The sequence below is a fragment of the Flavobacteriales bacterium genome, assembly GCA_016716605.1.
Taxonomy (GTDB): Bacteria; Bacteroidota; Bacteroidia; order Flavobacteriales_F; family PHOS-HE28; genus PHOS-HE28.
In genome coordinates this window covers 3,136,618-3,152,498 of sequence record JADJWA010000001.1, presented here as the reverse complement: position 1 = coordinate 3,152,498, position 15,881 = coordinate 3,136,618, and the positions used below count along the sequence as shown (strand labels likewise).

The window sequence follows — 15,881 nt, the reverse complement described above, 5'->3', positions numbered from 1 at the left end:
AAGTGCGGCGAAGTTGGCAATGATCGGGCCATCGCTCACGGCAATTGCTGGTTGCGCGTGGCGGTGGGCACGCTGCCGCCGATGTTCACCAGGATGGGGTCGCGGTCGTTGCCGGTGCCGGTGTAGCGCACGGTGCCGTCCATGTTGGTATCGGTGCCCAGGTAGCCAGTGGCCGTTGCCGTGGGCGTGCTTCCGCCGATGGCGATGAGGATGGGGTCGCGGTCGTTCTGGTCGCCGATGTAGCTCAGGATGCCATTGCGCAGGCAATCGCCGGCCCATAGCAGATTCACCGGACCCATGGGCTTGGTGGCGGAGATGCCATAGAGCGCGGTGCTTGCATCGCTGAGGTCGTAGCTGCGCAGGGCCACGCTCACCTCCACCGGCGCGGCGGTCATCACGCCCAGGTGATTGCGGTGGCGCACGGCCACATGGTAGGGGCCGGGCTTCAGGCTGAATTGCACCGGAGAGCTGCCGTCGGCGCCCACGATGTCGCCGTCGCGCTGGATGAGTGCGCTGCGCGTGGCCAGCACGCTCGACGGATCGGCGGGATCGCGCAGCTCCAGCACCACCCAGTCCACGATCGCATCGGGGCCGCTGGTCGTCAGCGCAGCGGGAGAGGTGGTCTCCGCGCCTCCGCCGCCCGCATGCGCATAGCCGATTGCGGTGTAAGGCTCGGTGAAGGGCAGCAGTCCTTTTACGCGCAGCGAATCGTGCATCAGGCCCGTATCCTCATCGAAAGGCCCATCGAGCAAGGCTCTTACGCGGAGGGAAAGCCGCGGCTTCACGATGAAGAGGCCCTCGGCGATGCTGCTGATGAGGACGTTCCCGCTGGGGAAGTAGGGGTAATTCCCCCAGGTGCCGTTGTAGCTCTTGTTGTTGTTGGCCGGGTATGTGTCGAACCAGGCGGACAGGCTGAGCTGGCCGCTGCCCACGTTCGCGGCATCGAGCACATGCAGGCCGCTGGTGTAGTTGGCTTCCCAGACCAGGTTGCGGTGCACGTACAGGTTGTGGTCGAAGCTGGGGTTCGGTCCGCTGAAGTGGCCCAGGTACACGGGCGCGTCGAGGTCCTGCACGTCGAAGATGTGGGTGCGGGTATTGTAATTATAGGTGTTCTCATCGCCCTCGTCGTTCATCAGCAGGTAGCGGTGGTCCTCGGTGAGCCAGCCTTGGTGGCAGAGGCTGGGGCTGGTGTAGGGCGGCGTGATGCTGATCAATTCCATGTCGGTCTTGTCGGTCACATCCACGATGCTCACGCGATCATTGGCCTGGATGTGGAAGTTGAAGCTGATGTGCTTGCCCACGTGCTCCGCATCCGGACCGTTGTAGTGGAACACGGCATTCTCGTGGATGTAGCCCTCGAAAGGGAAGGTGCCGGCAAGGGTGGGCACCAGCGGGTTGCTCACGTTCACCACCACCAGCCCGCCGCTGGCGATGTTGGTGCCCACGGCGTACACGTAGGGCTCGGTCTTATCCGCGAAGATGGTGTGGCTGTTGCCGAAGCCCCCGAAGCGCGCATCGGCGGTGAAGGTCTCCGGCGGGACGGTGACATCGCGGAGCCGCGTGAGGTCGAAGACCTGAAGGCCATGCCCGGCGGCCTCGCTGCCGATGAAGCACCAATCGCCGTGCGTATCCACGTCGCGCCAGAGCGAGGCCACGTTGTTGTGCGAAGGGAGGAAGCCGATGAGCACCGGGGCGGTGGCGGAGCTGATGTCCACGAATGCAGTGCCCGTGCGGCCACCCACGATCGCGTACTCATGGCCGGTGAGCGGGTCGGTCCATCCCCAGAGGTCGGCGATGCTGGTCACGGTGCCCAGTTGCGCGAGCGAGAGCTGCGCCATCAGGTCGATGTTGCTGCACGGGTAGGGGCCTGCGAAGCCGTTCACGCAAGGGGTTTGCGCGTGGGCGAAAGCCGGGAGGAGGACGAAGAGGAATGTGAGTGAGCGCATGATGATCGGGGCCCCGCAAAGTACCGGTTCGCGGCCAACGGCGGGTCAGGGGCACTTGGCCCGGAGCTGTTCCTCGAAACCGGGATCCACCGTGTACCCTGGAAGCCCCAGGCAGCGCTGATGCTGCTTCCGTGCCTGTTCGCACTCCCCGCGGATCATGTGGCATACGGCCAATCGGTACACGATGGCCGGGTCGTTGGGCGCGAGCTCCTCGGCGCGCAGGAGAACGGTCAACGCAGCGGAGACCAGCTCATCGGCATGCGCAGGGTTCCCGGCACGTGTGGCGTATTGCTCGGCCAGGGCGGCAACGGCCAGCCCCAGCAGCGAGCGCACGTGGGTGGGGTCCAGCTCAGCGCCGCGCTTGAACCATTGCAGGGCCACGGCCGGCCGGTCGAGCGCGAGGAAGTAGTTCCCGAAGCCCCAGTAGCTGTCGGCGTTGGTGCTGTCCACGAGCCAGGCCTGATTGAAGCGCATCATCGATTGCACCATGTCTCCGCCCGCAAGCAGCGACGATCCGTGCTGGATCAGGCGGTCGGAGGCGCTGCGCGGCACGGGGTCAACGGCCAGCACCGACCTCACGAATTCGGCATCCGTGGATCGCTGCGCGGCGCTCTTTTCGCGGTCGCCGTAGCGCGGGGCCATGCGCATATCGGCCATGGCACGGTGCAGCCATTCCTCGTAGCTGAGGTGCTGCGCGCTCAGGCTCGAGGCCATGCAGATGAAGAGGATCGAGATGCCGCGCATGCTTCAGTTGACCGCCGGACCCCGGTGCCGGTTGCTTCGGTCCGGTGGCGAATTTGGGGGCATTGCACGCGGTGCCAACTTTGGCCCGTGCATCCTGAGAGGCCCCTCCGCTACTTCACGCACGGAACCACCCTGGCCTACCGGGTGTATGGCAGCGGCCCCGAGCCCATGATCGCCCTGCACGGTTTCGGCCGCACCAGCGCCGATTTCCACGTGCTCGAAAGCGCCCTCGGCGAACGCTTCACCATCTACGCCTTCGACCTGCACTTCCACGGCATGAGCCCCGGATACCCGGAGCGCGCCGACACGCCTTTCCTGCCCTCGGAGATCGCCGGCTTCTTCGCGGCCTTCCTCGATTCGCAGGGTGCCGGACGTGCCACCCTGCTGGGCTACAGCTTAGGCGGCCGATTGGCGCTCAGCTTGGTCGAGCGTATCCCGGAGCGCTTCAACCAGCTTTTCCTGGCAGCGCCCGATGGGCTGAAGACCCGTCCGTGGTACCGTGGGTTGGCGGCATCGCGCATGGGCCGCTGGGCATACAAGCGTTTCGTGAAGCACCCGCAGCGGGTCCACTTCGTGATGGATGCGTTGCGCTCGCTGCGGCTGATGAATGAGCGCATGCACCGCTTCCTGAAGGGACAGACCGATAGCCGCGCCAAGCGGCAGCTCGTGCACGATGTATGGCTGAGCTACCGCCGGATCGAGCCCGATCTTGGGCTGGTGGCGGACCATGCCATGAAGCACCGGCTGCCGATCGACCTGTTCTTCGGCACGCACGACCGGGTGATCCCGCCGGCCTTGGGCAGCAAGCTCACTCGTTTCGCTCCCGAGTTGATCAGGCAGCGGCAACTGCCCTTCGGCCACGTGCTGCTCACCACCGAACTGGCCGAGGCCCTGGCGCAGGCGTGGCGGGGCAAGGAGTGGCTGGAATGAAGAAGGGCCGCCCATGGGCAGCCCTTCACGGATGTCTGGTGCGTGCTACTTCGCGCCTACCTTCTCGTCGCTCACGGTGAGTTTGTGGCGGCCTTGCTTGCGGCGGCTGGCCAGCACGGCGCGCCCGGAGGCGGAGCTCATGCGCTCACGGAATCCGTGCTTGTTGATCCGCTTGCGTTTGCTGGGCTGATAGGTGCGCTTCATGGCCTGCTCGGTTTCGTTAAGGGCGGCAAATGTAGCCCTTTCGTTCAGCCCTGCAAGCCGGTGCTGCGCGGAGCGAATCGGAGCCGGTCCAGGCCATAGGCGGCCACGGTGCCATCCTCCGTTTCCACCAGCAATCGGCCCAGTTCATCCACATCGAGGGCCCGGGCGGTGATGGCTTGGCCATCGAGGAGCATGGGGGCCCACCGTCCGCGCGTCCACAGGCGGTCGCTGTAGCTAACCAAGCCCTCGTCGGGTGCCTGCTGCCATTTGCCGTACCAATGGCTCAGGCGATCGAGCACCGCCATCAGCACCGTGCGCCGTTCCAGTTCCTGGCCGCATTCGTTCCGGAGGCTGGTGGCCACCAGGTCGGGGTCGAATACAGTGCTGTTCACATTCAGGCCGATGCCGATGATGCAGCTGGACACCCGGTCTCCGCTCAATTCGTTGCGGATGAGGATGCCGGCCACCTTGCGCTGCGCCACGAGCAGGTCGTTCGGCCACTTGATGCGCAGATCGTCCTGCACATGGGGCCGGATGGCATCGTACACCGCGAGCGCGGCCACCTTGCTGAGCGCGAATTGGCGATCGGCCCGCAGGCCCCGGGGTTCGCACACCACGCTGAAGGTGAGGTCGAGCCCGGGCTGGGAGCGCCATGGTCGCCCGCGCTGACCTTCGCCTGCGGTCTGGGAATGCGCCCAGACCGCGGCCCCGTGCGCAACGCTGCCGACCGCAAGCGCCGCAGCCGCCTCGGCATTCGTGCTCGCCAGCTGGTCATACTCGAAGAGGGGATGTCCGAACCGCATGCGCGCCGCTCGTGGAAGCGGGCGGGCCTGGCCCGTTCAAGGGCCTGCCAGCACCTACCTTTGAGCGCTCACAAAGCTACCCGGATGAAGCAAACGAAGGGCGCCAGCGACGCCCGCTTGGTGAAGGCCGTGATCAAAGGCATCCAAGAGGTCAAAGGCCGGGAGCTCGTGCACATGGACCTTCGCGGGATGGAGAACGCGGTCTGCGGCCACATGGTGATCTGCCACGGCGATTCGGATACGCAGGTGGAGGCCATCACGCGATCGGTGCTGGAGACGGTGCGCAAGGCCACGGGTGAGAAACCCTGGCATACCGAAGGCGAGCGCAACGCCCAGTGGATCCTGATCGATTACGTGGATGTGGTGGTCCATGTGTTCCACCGCGATGTCCGCGGCCATTATGCGCTCGAGGAGCTCTGGGGCGATGCGGCCCGCACGTCCTATGAGAATGTAGCCTGAGCGAAACCGGATGAACAACGTGGAGAACAGCACGGATAACGCCCCGAAGCCGAAGCCTGAGCGCCCCAAGCGCTCCTTCAACTTCTATTGGATCTACGGCATCATCATCCTGCTGATCCTGGTCATCCAGCTCTTCCAATTCGGAGGGCAGGCTGAGAAGACCACGATCACCAAGTACAAGCAGATGGCCGAGCGCGGCCACGTGGAGCGCATCGTGATCCTCAATGAGCAGCTGGTGAAGGTCTTCATCAAGAAGGACAGCCTGAAGGTCGAGCCGCACAAGACCAATCTCAAGGGCGGCACCCTCACCGGGGAGAGCCTCACGGGGCCGCATTACGCCTTCAATCCGGGCACCAGCGATGTGAACAAGAACGACCTGGTGCGCGACGCAGAGCGCTACGGCATCCCGTACGAGTACGAGACGCAGGAGAACTGGGGCCGCGAGGCCATCTATTACATCGTGCTCTTCGGCGCCATGATCCTCATCTGGATCTTCGTGATGCGGCGCATCGGCGGCGGCGGCGGTCCGGGCGGCCAGATCTTCAACATCGGCAAGAGCCGGGCGCAGGTCTTCGAGGGCGGCAAGACCACCAACGTCACCTTCAACGATGTGGCCGGGCTTTCTGAGGCGAAGGAGGAATTGCAGGAGATCGTCGATTTCCTCAAGACCCCCAAGCGCTACACCGACCTCGGCGCCAAGATCCCCAAGGGCGCGCTGCTGGTAGGGCCTCCGGGCACCGGCAAGACCCTGCTCGCGAAGGCCATTGCCGGCGAAGCCAGCGTGCCCTTCTTCAGCCTCAGCGGCTCCGACTTCGTGGAGATGTTCGTGGGCGTTGGCGCCAGCCGCGTGCGCGACCTCTTCAAGCAGGCCAAGGAAAAGGCGCCCAGCATCATCTTCATCGATGAGATCGATGCCATCGGGCGCGCGCGCGGCCGTAGCGTGAGCATGGGCGCCAACGACGAGCGCGAGAACACGCTGAACCAGCTGCTCACCGAGATGGATGGCTTCGGCACCAACAGCGGCGTGATCCTCATCGGCGCCACCAACCGCGCCGATGTGCTCGACCGCGCCTTGATGCGCCCGGGCCGTTTCGACCGCCAGATCTTCGTGGACATGCCCGACCTCAACGAGCGGGAGGCGATCCTCAAGGTGCACCTGAAGCCCTTGAAGCTCGAGAAGACGGTTGATGTGAGCTTCCTCGCGCGCCAGACGCCCGGCTTTAGCGGAGCGGACCTGGCCAACATCTGCAACGAGGCCGCACTCATCGCCGCGCGCAAGAAGAAGACCGAGGTGGCCAAGCAGGATTTCCTTGACGCCGTGGACCGCGTGATCGGCGGCTTGGAGAAGAAGAACAAGATCATCACCGACGATGAGAAGAAGGCCATCGCTTACCACGAGGCCGGCCACGCCACCGTGAGCTGGCTGGTGGAGCATGCCTCGCCCCTGGTGAAGGTTACCATCGTGCCGCGCGGGCGCTCGCTCGGTGCGGCCTGGTACCTGCCCGATGAGCGCCACCTCACCACGGCGGAGCAGATGCTCGATGAGATGTGCGCCGCACTCGGTGGCCGCGCCGCGGAGGATGTCATGTACGGCAAGGTGAGCACCGGCGCCCTCAGCGACCTGGAGAAGGTGACCAAGCAGGCCTATGCCATGGTCACCATCTATGGCCTGAACGATAAGCTGGGCAATGTGAGCTACTACGACAGCAGCGGCCAGAGCGAATACAGCTTCGGCAAGCCCTACAGCGAGCGGACCTCGCAGACCATCGACGAGGAGGTGAGCAAGATCATCGAGGGCCAGTATCAGCGGGCGAAGCGCATCCTCTCGGAGAACAAGGACAAGCTCACCGCCCTGGCCAACCAGCTGTTGGTGAAAGAGGTGATCTTCAAGGAGGATCTGGAGAAGATCTTCGGGAATCGCCCCTTCCAGGTCGCCGCGCCTGCGGCCAACGGCAAGACCAACGGCACGCCGGCAGTCCCTGCGACCGATGCACCGGCGCTGGGCAGCTCGGAATCCTCCGAACAAGTAGCCGGCTGATGCACGCCGCCACCGACTGGGCACCGGTGTTCCAAGCGGCATCGCGCGCTGAAGCGGAATTGGTGCGCGGTCGGTTGGAGGAGCATGGGATCGAGGCCGTCGTGGTCGACAACGGATCCAGCGCTTACCCGCCGCTTGCGCAAGCTGCCGTGCATGTGCGCCGCGGCGATCTGCTGCGCGCCCTTCACGAAGTGGGCAAACCGGACCAAGCGTGAAGGAGATCGCGATCCGCGCTGGCAGCGGTGCCGTGTATGCGGCGCTGGTGCTGGGCGCGGCGTGGTCGGGGCATCAGGTCACAGCGCTGCTCTTCCTGGTGATAGCGGCCCTGGCAGCGCGCGAATGGCACCGTTTGCACTGGCGTGGCAAAGAGGCTGCACCGCCCATGATCATCGGCATCGCGCTGACTGCGGCCTGCTACGCTGCTTGGGCGTGGCTCTTCGCTTTCCCAGACCCGCATTTCCCGGTGGCGATCGCCATCGTCATCGGCGCCATGCTCATCGCGTTCGTGGCTGTGCTGCGCACCGCGCCGACCGCGATCGCCACCGCCATCGGCCAGCTCGCTGTTTCGGTCCTGCTGATCGCTCTGCCCATGGCCTGCGCACCGTTCATGGCGATGGAGGGCAATATCCTGGTCGGCTTCATGCTGCTCCTCTGGGCGAATGACACCGGTGCCTATCTGCTGGGGCGCGCCATCGGCCGCACCAAGCTGATGCCCAGCGTGAGCCCCGGCAAGACCGTCGAGGGACTGTTGGGCGGCCTCGTGCTCACCATCGTGGCGGCATGGGTGGTCGCGCGCTGGATCGATCATGAGCTCGAGCCTTCTACTTGGCTCATCGCAGCCCCCTTCATCACTTTCAGCGCCACCATCGGCGACCTGCTCGAGAGCGCCATGAAGCGCGCGGCAGGCGTTAAGGACAGCGGCACCATCATGCCCGGCCACGGCGGCGTGCTCGACCGCTTCGATGGATACCTGCTTGCGGCGCCCGTGATGGTGGTGATCGCGCTGCTGCTCGGTTGAGTTCGGAGATTCAGCTTCGCGAAAGCCCTACTGCGCGTGGCCTGCCTCCGGCAGATGAACCTGCGGCTACGCGCAACGACGCATGCTTTTCGCAACTTTTGGCTGCCGCAATAAGCACGCTACTCCACCACCACTTTCGCACCCGCCAGCCAACGCGTGCCATCGGTGAGGTGCAGGTAGTAAAGGCCGGTGGGGAAAGCTGAAAGCTGAATGTTGAAAGCGGAAAGGCCCTGCGGCATGGTTTGCTCTTGCACTTGCTTGCCCTGTGCACCCAAAACCACCAAGCGCAAAGGCCCTTTGGCCGCAAACCCCGCAGGCGGATCGAAGCTCACGCGCAGCGGCTGCTCTTGCGCCACAGGGTTGGGCGAAACGCTGAGGTATTCGTTCAAGCCCAGTGCTACTTCCTTTATGCCCACGCTCTGGCAGCCGGGTACCAGGCAACCGTAGCTATCGAGCTTGATGAGCCAGTTGCTCTGCAGGTAGGGCAGGGGATCCGTAACTCCTTGGCGTGTTGAACCGCACATGATCAACCCGCCGTCACTAGTTGAGCGCACGCAATAGGCGAAGCTCTCGGCATCATCCGGCGTGTAGTAGTAGTAGCGCCGCATCCACAGCGAATCGAGGTTCTCGTCCAACTCATAGAGGGTCGTCACCCCATCAGGATCAATGAAATACTGGAACATGCCGCCAACAAGCCAATAGTGGCTATCGGCCTTGTCCAGGATGAAGCTCGCCTGGGCGTTGTAGCTGTAGTAGTAATCCTTCCTGGCCAGGAAGGTTCCGTCTGGAGCGTACTTGTACACCGATGGCCAGCTGTCATAGGTCTGCACGTCCGGGTCGGATTTCCATCCACCTGCCATTAGAATGGTACCATCGTCCTTTACGATCGCTTTCTTGCCGCTCGTGATCGCATGCAGCCCATGGTAGCGCACCCATTGCACGTTGCCTGCGCTGTCCGTGCGGATCACCGCAGCCATGTCTTGCGGCACATTCGGGGGCCGGGAGCCGCCGAGGACAAAGCCGCCATCTGGAAGTTCCGTGGCCTGCTGGATGTAATTGGTGCCCGGATAGGTGCGTTCCCAGAGCATGCCTCCTGCGCTATCCAAGCGTGTGATGCAACCCGTATTCTGCGGTACCGCGCACCAGCCGCAATGCAGGTAGCCACCGTCCGCTAGCGCCAGCAATTGCCGTGTACCGTGGTTGGCGTCAACGAAGGCGCTATCCGATTTGAAGAAGCGTGTGCGCAGTGTATCACCATTGGCATCGAACCAATATAGCCAAGTGACAATGGGTTCCGCTCCGCCGTACTCATCCACCGCAGCCACATATTCCCCATCGACTGAAAGCGCTATTGGATCGACAAGGCCCGGATAGATGTTGCGTTCGCGCGTATGCTCCTTCTCCCATTGGAAGTTGCCCTCCAAATCGAACTTGGCGATCTGCACGGCTCCCACAGCGCTATCCAGTGACCAGCCGTAACTGAAAATTAAATACCCATCTGACAATTCATTCACGCTCGAGGCTCCGGTATAGGAAAGAATGCTAGGATGCTCCCGTACCACGTTGAACGTGGTCTGTGCACGCACCCCTTCGAGCAGCAGAAAAAGCAAGGCAACGGAAAGAGCGTAACGCATCGCAGTTTGGCTTGTACGAAAGTACATGAGCGGCGCGCGTGGTGCGCGCCGCTCATGGCTTACTTCCTACCGCTGTACAGTAAGTTTGGTCACACCCAGCTTGTATTCACCCTTCAAAAGTTCGCAGGTGTACAAGCCTTCGGCAAGCCCCATCAGATCTAGCTCTACGATCCGCTGGCCGGCACTCAAACGTATGGTGCTCACCAAACGCCCTTGTGGGTCGCTCACGCGCAGTATCGCTGCGTCTTCCAGTTCAACGGAGATCACAGCCAAGCTCTTGCCGGTGGTGGGATTCGTGTGGGTTACTCCACCACCACTTTCGCACCAGCCAGCCAGCGCGCACCATCGGTGAGGTGCAGGTAGTAAAGGCCCGATGAGATGTTCGCGGTCTCAGCGGACAAGACTCCTTCCTGCTTCGTGCCTCGCAGTTCGGAGTGACCGCCATTGCCCAAGATCTCTTCATGTACTTGCTTGCCCGTTGCATCCAATAGCACCACGCGCAATGGGCCTTTGGTTGTAAAACCATGAGGCGGCTCGAAGATCACGCGCAGCGGCTGCCCTTGCGCCACAGGGTTGGGTGAAACGCTGAGGTATTCGTTAAGCCCCAGTGCTACTTCCTCAATGCCCACGTTCTGGCAGCCCGGCACCAAGCAACCGTAGCTATCGAGCTTGATGAGCCAATTGCTGCGCAGGTTGGGCAAGGGGTCGGTCTCGCCTTGGCGGGTCATGCCACACATGACAAGGCCGCCATCACTCGTTGTGCGCACAGCATACACAGAACTGCTTGCATTGTTGGTTCCATAGAACCAATAACGCCTCATCCAAAGTGAATCCAGGTTCTCGTCGATCTCCCAGACCTGGGTAACGTGGTCCGGTTCTTCGCCAGGTAGTTCAGTACCCCCGACCAACCAATAGTGGGAATCTCCTTGGGGCAGGATGTGGCCTGCACTAGCATTGCGACCGAAGTAGAAGTCCTTGCGTTGCAGCAGCGTACCGTTGGATGCATAATGGTATGCACTAGCCCAGGTGTCGTACACGGACCAAGTCGGGTCATCCTTCCATTGCCCCGGAACCAGGAAGTTCCCATCAACGTCAGCCAACGCACGTCTGGCGCCAGAAATCGAATACAAACCGTGGTATCGCACCCACTCGACATTCCCAGCGCTATCGGTACGAATCACCACCGCTTCGTCCTGATCGGCATTGCGCGATCCGCCCAGCACGAAGCCGCCATCGGACGTTTCGCGTGCGTTCTGAATGTATTGCGCTTGCGGGTAGATGCGCTCCCAGAGGATCGCGCCGGTGCTGTCCAGACGAGTGATGCAGCCTCCCTGACCCGGTGGGGTATTGGCGCACCAGCCACAATGCAGGAAACCGCCATCGGCCAAAGCCAGCAACTGGCGCGTGCCATGGTTGCCCTCCACGGCATTGCTGTCCGACTTGAAGAAGCGCGTCCGGATCGTGTCGCCTTCGCTGTCCCACCAGTAGAGGTAGGTAATGTTCGGCTCCGTGCCACCATTCTCGGTAAGCGCCCCAACGAATCGACCTTCACTGATCGATGCGATCGGGTCGATGATGCCTGGGTCTGCATTGCGTTGGCGCTTGTGCTCCTTCTCCCATAGGAAGTTGCCCTCGAGATCGAACTTCGCTATTTGTACGGCCCCCACCGTGCTATCCAATGACCAGCCATAACTGAACATGAGGTAGCCGTCCAGTAGTTCATTCACGGACAATGCACCGTTGTATGATAGCGTGCTGGGGTGTTGCCGTACCGTATTGAAGGTGATTTGCCCTAATGCGGCTTGGATAACAACGGCGAATAGGAGCGTTAAGAAGGCTTTCATCTGAAGTGGGCCTTGCGAATGTACCGCGAGCAGCATGCCCAATGCACGCCGCTCGCGGTTTACATCCTACCGTTGCACGGTCACTTTGGTCACACCAAGCTTGTATTCGCCCAGCAGGATCTCGCAGGTGTACAGGCCTTCGGCCAAATCCGCCAGGTCGAGTTCCACCAACTGCTGGCCTTGGACCAGGCGATAGCGGCGCACTTCACGGCCCAGCGGGTCGCTCACGCGCAGCACGGCGGCATCGTCGAGCTCGATGGAGATCACCGCCCAACTCTTGCCGGTGGTGGGATTGGGGTGTGCCTCCAGCATCGCGCGGTCGTTCGTGGCGGTCTCGTTCGTGCGCATAACCTGGACGCTCCTCTCGTCGATGGGCATTTCCGCTGTGGGCACTTCAACCGTTTCGCCCAGTTGGTAGAGAATGGCCCAAGCCATGGCGGCACCTGGTTCGGAGCTACTCGCCATCGCGGCCAATTCGTCGCGCTGCGTTCCATCCGCTTGGTTCCAGTCACCGCCCAGCGTTTGGTGCATGTTTACAAGCTCGCGCAGCAGCACGGGGTCTTCGGCCTTGGCCACTACCAAGGCATCCAACCATTCCGTGGCTGCGGCATGGTCACCGCGCTCCATGTCCAATTCGGCAAGCAAGTAATAGTCGCTGGGATCGGGATGCGCGCCCAGCATGGCACGTAAGGAATCATCAGGGTCCGGGGTGATGGAATCCGTGGCCCACTCATCAAGTGCGATGGCGAAGTACCGGGCTTTCTCGCTCCCGCGCAACACCACTTCATCCCGCAATAGGTCCTTCACGGTGGGGCCGCTGCCCGCGTTCAGCACTATGGCCAGCATGTACGCGTTCAGTAATTCGCTCTCCTGCAGCGCACGCCGCACTTGCTCGGTAAGCCGGGCGTTGGCAAGCATCACCTGCGTGATGTGCCAATCGTCCATAGGTTGCTCGCGACCAATCACGGCGAGCAGTACCTCGTCGCTCAGGGGACACCGCGCCAGCAGATAGTCGCGCAGCGTATGGCTCGGCAGCCAAGGAGCATCTTGCTTGATGGCTTCGAGGATGTCCTCACGCTCGCCGGTATCAACGGTGCCATTCAAGTTGGCCTGTGCGCTCTGCAGTTGGGCAGCGGCCAATTCAAACCCGATCACCCCGCCGCTTCCACCTCCTGTGCCGGGCAAGTAGCCATTGCCGCAGTCTGCGGCCTTATCAAAAGCTGTAGCGGTATTCACGATATAGTCCGAGTAGTACGGACTCGGGTTGATCGGGTCGCACTCCGGAACGTTGTGGCGCTTGTAGTCGAAGTAGGGCGAGGGGTCGCTAGGCTGCACACTGCTGATCATTATCCCATTGATGGCGCCGCTGAAGAAGCGATTGCCAGCGAGTTGGTTATCATCGGGTATGTCTTCATTGTACACGCCTTGATCCCCTCTAATGCGTGTATTGTTGCCTAGGTAGTAGTCGAAGCCGCAGCCGGTGTAGTCGCCGCAGAGGATCTGGAGACCCTGGTCTTCGGTGGTTGGGGTGTTCCCCTTGTGCCGGTTCAGCACGTAGGTGCCTGCATTCAACCCGGTGAAGGTGTTGTTGTAGATCCGGTTCTCCTGGAGCACATCACCTTTCCAGTGTATGCCGATGTTGCCGCCGAAGCCGGTGCCACCGAGGAAGTTGTTCTCTTCCACTGTATAACCGGTGCTCTGGTGCAGCACAAGGCCCATGGGTGCGTTGGGCGAGGTGGCTTCGGGCACATAGAAATGCGAGCGGCTCACCTCCGTGGCCACCGTGGCTTGCAAGTAGCTGCCAATGAGGTTATCGCGGAACCAGCTCTGGCGGATGTTCACCTTGTTGATGAAGCCGCCTGCGGCCACGCCCGTACTTAGGTTCTGGAACAAACTGGCGTCCGTGGCGGTGGTGCCCACCACATCGAAACCGGCCATGATGCCGAAGATGCCCCAGCCGCGGTTGAGTAGGGGGAACTGGCCGGGCGAATCGTTGCGGAACTTGCACTGGTTGAATTGGATGCCCTTCACATATTGGAGCTGTGCGTGGTAGAGCGGGTTGCTCTCAGTGGGGTCCGGCCAGGCAGCATCGGTGATGAAGCTGCAGAAGTTGAACTGGCATAGGTTGTTGAGCACGTTTCCGCCACTGCCGGTGCGCTGGTATGGATCGATGCGCACACCAGTGATGCAGTTCTTGAACGTGGCGCTCGTACCATAGATCCTGCCGCCGGTGTAGCCTGCTTGGATGATGCCGGGTGTCAGTTCGCGAGTTGTCCACGCTCCTACCATGGCGTTCTCTACGGTGCAGTTGTCCAATCGCAGGTAGCCTTGGTGCGGTGCACTCTGGGTGCCGTTGTTCGTGGTTCCTTCGACACGTATACCCGGCCAGCGCTCGCTGGGGCAGGTAATGCTGGTGAACGTGATGTTAGTGGCGAGGACGGTAGCGCCGCGCTCCACCACCAATTTGGCATCATCGGCGAACTTGATGGCGAGGTTGCTGGGGTAGAGGCCGGCTCCAGGCTTCACCACGATGTCGCACAAGCAGGTGAGCGGCGAGGCATTGCCATAGGGGTTGCTGGTGGCGGTCCAGCTGGTGGGCTGCATGCCGGGCACTTGCTCGTGCCCGTAGATGAGGCCACTGCCTCGGGTCTGCAGGAAGGCGCAGCAGGTTGCTCGGTTCTGCGGGCTGAGGTAGCGGTCGTGGGCTACGCCGATATCGAGGAAACGGGGCACGTAGCCGCAATCGGCCGGGCGCGTGCCGTTGTAAAGTTCACCTGGCGAAACGGATGCGATGCCCGTGGCCGTGAAGGTGACGGCGGCCAGGTTCTCCAGCCCTTGCAACACGCCCACTTGACCTTGGGCAGGTATGTACACGCCTGTGCCCACGCCATTCAGCGCCTTGTTCCTGTAGATGCGTGCGCGTGTCCACTGCGGATCCATGCCCTGCCCAAAGGCGTAACTGATATCGGTGATGGCATTGCTCACCAGATCGAGGTGCGCCGCATACGGCTCTGCCGTGATGCAATCCAACGTGCGCTCACCAGTGAGGTAAAGCCCGCGCCCATCACTTGTGAACGCGCAGCCGCGCAAGCCAGTGACCGCGAAACCGCCGTTCGGCAGGTTAACGGTAACACCGCCGCAAGTGCCCACCGGTGGATAGAACGCGAAAGCCTGCGACTGCCCGCTGATCAGCGCACCGGTAGTACGGTTGAAGTAATGGACCAGCAGGTTGTTCGATGAGTTCTGCGTAGCCGGATGCGGGTACATCTCATAGCGCTGCGCAATAGCCAATGCGAGCACTTCATCCTGCTGGCCAGTGAGCGTGGTCAACACGGCGTCGGCATCGTGGAAGTATTCCAGCACGTTGTTGGGGTTCCAGGAATTCATGAATTGCACGGAAGATGAGCCAGCGATCGGATTCACGTGGTAGATGCCGTCTGCAGCAATCCGGTACAGGTAAATGTGGTTGGCAATGATGGCGAAGAGCCAATGGTCACCCGATGCAGTGGTCGACTCTACGACGCGCATCCTGGGGGATCCAGTTGCTGTACCCGCGCCCATGGGAATCAATGCCCCCACTCGATTGCTTGTGGGAATTCCATTGGGCAATGCGGCATCCTCCACGGCAGGTGGGTCATTGGCAATCCATGGATTGAACTGCTGATAGGGTGCTTCGCCCAACTCCTCGTATTGCAACAAGCGGCCTTTTCGCGCACAGGTGGTTGGCGCCTGGGCTGGGAACCGAGGATTATCCGCATTCATGTCGAGTAAGCTCCACTGCACATGAGTGCCGAAGTATCCCGGATAAGTGTCCCGACCCATGGCAGAGAATAAGTAGAATAGATTGCAGCTGCCCGGCACCGGTACGCTCACGAACTCCATCACGCCGGGCTCCAGGCATTCGGTGCAGCCTTGAGCACGCGCATCGGCGATCAAGAACCCATCACCGTCGTACAGATTGCCGTCCATCTCGAAGAAGAGCAGGCGGCCATCGCCGCTGGTGCGCGCATGCTGCGAGCGATAGGCTGATTGGCCTTGGTACTGCACGTTCGCCGGGTAGCTTGGATTGTTTGGCACGGGCAATGCGAATGGTTGGCCTGCCGCCCCATCGGTGCCGGGCGGCATCACTACGGCTTGGCTGCCAATGGCCCAAGCATCCACTTGTGCGTTGGTGGTGTTTCCTCCCCAACCGCACCACGCGGCCAGGCTTGCTGCAAATGCAGCGGTTCGTATGGTCCTCGAAGTTGTCATGACCCAAAGG

The 15,881-nt window shown here is 62.0% G+C and carries 12 protein-coding genes; 5 read left to right on the top strand and 7 right to left on the bottom strand.

The features are described from left to right. Positions 1-35: 35 nt before the first annotated feature. Together IPM12_12835 and IPM12_12830 are read right to left on the bottom strand one after the other, a co-directional pair. A complete protein-coding gene (locus IPM12_12835; GenBank protein MBK9148687.1) occupies positions 36-1,946 on the bottom strand; it encodes a choice-of-anchor B family protein in 1,911 nt (636 codons plus the stop codon). Positions 1,947-1,991: 45 nt separating this feature from the next. After that, positions 1,992-2,690 (bottom strand): hypothetical protein, encoded by a 699-nt coding sequence (locus IPM12_12830; protein MBK9148686.1) that lies wholly within the window; start codon positions 2,688-2,690, stop codon positions 1,992-1,994. Between the two features lie 87 nt (positions 2,691-2,777). Here IPM12_12830 and IPM12_12825 point away from each other — a divergent pair, with 87 nt between their 5' ends. Next, the gene (locus IPM12_12825; GenBank protein ID MBK9148685.1) at positions 2,778-3,620 is read left to right on the top strand and encodes an alpha/beta hydrolase; all 843 of its coding nucleotides are present in this window, start codon (positions 2,778-2,780) and stop codon (positions 3,618-3,620) included. Positions 3,621-3,665: 45 nt separating this feature from the next. Here IPM12_12825 and rpmH read toward each other — a convergent pair whose 3' ends face one another. Further along, the gene (gene rpmH / locus IPM12_12820; protein MBK9148684.1) at positions 3,666-3,824 is read right to left on the bottom strand and encodes a 50S ribosomal protein L34; all 159 of its coding nucleotides are present in this window, start codon (positions 3,822-3,824) and stop codon (positions 3,666-3,668) included. Positions 3,825-3,868: 44 nt separating this feature from the next. Next, positions 3,869-4,627, bottom strand: a complete 759-nt coding sequence (locus IPM12_12815) for a biotin--[acetyl-CoA-carboxylase] ligase (GenBank protein MBK9148683.1) — start codon at positions 4,625-4,627, stop codon at positions 3,869-3,871. Between the two features lie 84 nt (positions 4,628-4,711). Here IPM12_12815 and rsfS point away from each other — a divergent pair, with 84 nt between their 5' ends. From rsfS to IPM12_12795, 4 genes are read left to right on the top strand one after another with little or no spacing between them, the layout of a single operon-like run. Continuing rightward, positions 4,712-5,086, top strand: a complete 375-nt coding sequence (gene rsfS, locus IPM12_12810) for a ribosome silencing factor (protein MBK9148682.1) — start codon at positions 4,712-4,714, stop codon at positions 5,084-5,086. Positions 5,087-5,096: 10 nt separating this feature from the next. Beyond that, positions 5,097-7,124 carry an ATP-dependent zinc metalloprotease FtsH gene (gene ftsH / locus IPM12_12805; protein ID MBK9148681.1) on the top strand — a complete coding sequence of 676 codons (2,028 nt, stop codon included), beginning with the start codon at positions 5,097-5,099 and terminating at the stop codon, positions 7,122-7,124. Then, a complete protein-coding gene (locus IPM12_12800) occupies positions 7,124-7,339 on the top strand; it encodes a DUF2007 domain-containing protein (protein MBK9148680.1) in 216 nt (71 codons plus the stop codon). Before ftsH ends, IPM12_12800 begins: the two co-directional genes overlap by 1 nt. Continuing rightward, entirely contained in the window at positions 7,336-8,142 is an 807-nt protein-coding gene (locus IPM12_12795) for a phosphatidate cytidylyltransferase (GenBank protein ID MBK9148679.1), read from the top strand. Before IPM12_12800 ends, IPM12_12795 begins: the two co-directional genes overlap by 4 nt. Before the next feature lie 119 nt (positions 8,143-8,261). On the opposite strand, the gene IPM12_12790 is transcribed toward IPM12_12795, so the two are convergent. From IPM12_12790 to IPM12_12780, 3 genes are all read right to left on the bottom strand, one after another. Further along, the gene (locus tag IPM12_12790; protein ID MBK9148678.1) at positions 8,262-9,776 is read right to left on the bottom strand and encodes a hypothetical protein; all 1,515 of its coding nucleotides are present in this window, start codon (positions 9,774-9,776) and stop codon (positions 8,262-8,264) included. 302 nt (positions 9,777-10,078) lie between these two features. Then, positions 10,079-11,620 (bottom strand): hypothetical protein, encoded by a 1,542-nt coding sequence (locus IPM12_12785; protein ID MBK9148677.1) that lies wholly within the window; start codon positions 11,618-11,620, stop codon positions 10,079-10,081. A gap of 66 nt (positions 11,621-11,686) precedes the next feature. Further along, complete coding sequence (locus tag IPM12_12780; protein MBK9148676.1) at positions 11,687-15,697, bottom strand: hypothetical protein; 4,011 nt, start codon at positions 15,695-15,697, stop codon at positions 11,687-11,689. Between the last annotated feature and the right edge of the window lie 184 nt (positions 15,698-15,881).

Bases quoted from the DNA above. Each gene is read 5' to 3' on its own strand.
- IPM12_12835 (MBK9148687.1), bottom strand. From the start codon at position 1,946: ATGCGCTCACTCACATTCCTCTTCGTCCTCCTCCCGGCTTTCGCCCAC.
- IPM12_12830 (MBK9148686.1), bottom strand. From the start codon at position 2,690: ATGCGCGGCATCTCGATCCTCTTCATCTGCATGGCCTCGAGCCTGAGC.
- rpmH (MBK9148684.1), bottom strand. From the start codon at position 3,824: ATGAAGCGCACCTATCAGCCCAGCAAACGCAAGCGGATCAACAAGCAC.
- IPM12_12815 (MBK9148683.1), bottom strand. From the start codon at position 4,627: ATGCGGTTCGGACATCCCCTCTTCGAGTATGACCAGCTGGCGAGCACG.
- rsfS (MBK9148682.1), top strand. From the start codon at position 4,712: ATGAAGCAAACGAAGGGCGCCAGCGACGCCCGCTTGGTGAAGGCCGTG.
- ftsH (MBK9148681.1), top strand. From the start codon at position 5,097: ATGAACAACGTGGAGAACAGCACGGATAACGCCCCGAAGCCGAAGCCT.
- IPM12_12800 (MBK9148680.1), top strand. From the start codon at position 7,124: ATGCACGCCGCCACCGACTGGGCACCGGTGTTCCAAGCGGCATCGCGC.
- IPM12_12790 (MBK9148678.1), bottom strand. From the start codon at position 9,776: ATGCGTTACGCTCTTTCCGTTGCCTTGCTTTTTCTGCTGCTCGAAGGG.
- IPM12_12785 (MBK9148677.1), bottom strand. From the start codon at position 11,620: ATGAAAGCCTTCTTAACGCTCCTATTCGCCGTTGTTATCCAAGCCGCA.